The organism is Acetobacter lambici (assembly GCF_011516885.1).
In the GTDB taxonomy this organism is placed as follows: domain Bacteria; phylum Pseudomonadota; class Alphaproteobacteria; order Acetobacterales; family Acetobacteraceae; genus Acetobacter; species Acetobacter lambici.
In genome coordinates this window covers 1-2689 of the sequence record NZ_WOTD01000104.1, presented here as the reverse complement: position 1 = coordinate 2689, position 2689 = coordinate 1, and the positions used below count along the sequence as shown (strand labels likewise).

General features: G+C 57.4%; 3 protein-coding genes and 1 pseudogene. All 4 read right to left on the bottom strand.

The window, feature by feature from the left end:
• Positions 1-403: type II toxin-antitoxin system tRNA(fMet)-specific endonuclease VapC (vapC, locus tag GOB86_RS15165; RefSeq protein WP_003630720.1), on the bottom strand; the 403-nt coding region annotated here is incomplete at its 3' end.
• Positions 403-627 carry a type II toxin-antitoxin system VapB family antitoxin gene (gene vapB, locus GOB86_RS15160; RefSeq protein ID WP_012813340.1) on the bottom strand — a complete coding sequence of 75 codons (225 nt, stop codon included), beginning with the start codon at positions 625-627 and terminating at the stop codon, positions 403-405. The genes vapC and vapB, both read right to left, overlap by 1 nt.
• Before the next feature lie 105 nt (positions 628-732).
• Positions 733-2166, bottom strand: a pseudogene (locus tag GOB86_RS15155) (DUF6880 family protein).
• A 122-nt stretch (positions 2167-2288) separates the two neighbouring features.
• Positions 2289-2689 (bottom strand): hypothetical protein (locus GOB86_RS15150; protein WP_165993476.1); only part of this gene is annotated, 401 nt, incomplete at its 5' end.

The window sequence follows — 2689 nt, the reverse complement described above, 5'->3', positions numbered from 1 at the left end:
AACCGGCCGTCCAATCCTCAGATCGCAACCCATCTACCCTCGTAAGTTCTCGTAAGTTTCCAGTCACAACGACAAGCCCCCTGCTTCGAGCGTGCCCGGCAATCATCAAATCGTATGGGCCGATGACACAGCCACGCTTTTCCAGCTCTGCCCTGATTTCCGCTGTATGGGCTGCGGCGTCATCATCAAACGGCAAAACAGACAGACGTGCGGCAAAATGCTCAACCTCACGTCGAATCTTTGCCGGATCGTGAGATTTTTCGGCTCCATAGAGAAGTTCGTAAAGCACGACATCCGAGATGCAGAGCGCCTCGGCGTTATCATTGAAACGCTCACGCAAGCCTTGCGGACGATCACGCAGGACACGAATGCAAAAGTTTGTATCCAGAAGATAACGAAGCATCAGAAGCTTTCGCGTTCCTGCATCCTCGGCTGATCACGCTCAGGCAGTGGAGTGCCCGGCGCGGCAAAGAAATCGTCCCACGCGGCATTTGCAGGTGCGATTATACGACGCGCACCGTCCGGGATGATCACGACGTCTTTCAGGTTGACGTCAAATGCAACCGCTTTGGGAAGACGCACGGCCTGGGAGCGATTGGACAGAAAGAGCGTCGTGCGGGTGAGCATCGTAACCTCCATTTGGGATATGCCGACAGTATATCCAAACTCTTGCCGGGTAACAATGGAATTCGCTCGCAATACTGGCCAGACCATTTTCCCCCAACCCTGCTCTCAGGGCACGGCGATCAATGACCAGAATCCCAGTTTGCGCTTATGTGAAGCCTTCAACCGGGTCATGAACGTTTCATGGGATTCCATGCCTTCAGCCATGGTCAACATGGGTGCAAGTCGCTGACAGGACGCAAGATCCTTTGCGGCATAGGCGTAGTAACGGGAAAGCGCCCTGTCCAGCACGGCCTCGACCAGCAGACGGTAGAGCAGCGTCGCTTCGTTGGGATAAGCTTCAGATAGACGTTCCGCTGCCGGACGCAGCGTCCCGTAGTCCCGTCCGTCCAGTTCCGCTGTATGATGCCGCACGAGACGGGCAGCTTCGTCGAGAGCGGGCTATTCCAGAAGAGTAGACAGGACCACGCTTCTATTCGGGAAATTCCGGATGTGATCGAGTGCCTGCTCTTCGGCGTCGATCGCATCATAATCACTGAGATGACGCTGATAGGCTTTCCAGTGCGGCAGGCTCAGGCGTTCCCGAAAAACGTTCCATCGCAGAGCCTGAGCTTTGTCTCGGTCTCCAACGGCCTCGTATGCTTCAATCCGCAGATCGTCGTTTTCCTTGTAAAAGCGAGAGTTCTCTTCAGTTTCCCGGTCGAGCCAGTCAAGTGCCTCCCGGGCGCGCCCCTTGTCCAGCAAGCGGCGTGCGACGTCGCCGGTATAGGCATACTGGCGGTCACTCAGGCTGACAGCTTCACTATACGCATCAACGTCACCCATGGCATCCGCAAGATCCCGCAGGTGCCTGATCACCTGCATACGCGCGATGTCGGTATGATAATCGCTGTTCCCCTTTGACGCAGGAAGGTCGCGCAGTCGTGCCAGAAGCATAGTTCTGAGCATGGCTGCGCCCGTTTCGCCTAATGCCGTGCCGCACGCGGCGAGCAGACGATCACAGGTGCCATACCCGTCATCATCGAGAAGCGTAAGAAGGTCTGTGACAACGATGGCGGGATCCCGGTTGGCCTGTCGTCCCCAGAGAACGCCAAGATCAGAAGCGGCCTCCCGGAAGACGTCCGACAGGTATCCGGAGCTGTCGTCCGAGCGCTCGTAGACGGATGGGGCAATCTCCACAAGCAGCCTCATGGCTGAAATGGCCTGCCCGACATCGGCAGAGGCAACGTCACCCAGGATGGATTGCCGCAAGGTATCAAGTTCAGCAGCCAGAGGACGGATCCGGTCCCAGGGCAGAAACCCACGGGAACGCTGGATCGTGCGCAGTCTCTTTTCGATCTCCTTGCCGAGTTTATCCTTCGCGTGAACCGCTGTCAGCGCCATGCGAAGCCTGCGGGTCAGTGCGGTGTCCTGCCCTGCCAGTTCGATGAGCAGGTCCGCAAGTCGGTCCGCACCAAGCGCCTTCAGATTATCCTTCGTGACAGTCGTGCCGACTTTCGCTGAGGCACGGGACTTGGGCTTTTCAGAGGGATTTCGAGTCATGGAAGCAGGTTATGGCTCTCCCTCAGGAAGCGCAATCGCCCAGTGTTGGTCCGGCGTGTCAGGGCCTTCCTTTCATCGGATACGCCCATCCAAGCCGGACGGACGTATCCGATGTCAGCTATTCACCCCCTGGTTTTTACCCAGAAGCGCCCGGTGGCGGTCCTTCGTGACTCCCATCCTGCATTTTTGAGCATAACAAGCAGCTCTTTTTCCGGCGGCACATCGATCACGTTTTGCATGATTTCTGCAAGGGTCGCCCGTTCTCGCGCTGCCAGGAACGCGGCCAGAGTCACCGCGACCGGCGCTGGCGGCGACAGAGATGGCACAGGAACTGCCTCAATCCGAAGCCCTTCCCGTTCGAGATGATCGACGACGCGATGGAGCCCAAGAAATTGCACCCCGGCCAGACGATCAGCCGCGTCACAGATCATGTCCCAGAGTCGATCTATCACGGTTGGTGGCAGATGCTGAGACATTGTCCTGCGGTCTATGGTCTCCCAGCGCAGAAGTTCATCATCTTCAC

Coding starts and splice junctions, on each gene's coding strand:
- vapB (WP_012813340.1), bottom strand. CDS start 627: ATGCTCACCCGCACGACGCTCTTTCTGTCCAATCGCTCCCAGGCCGTG.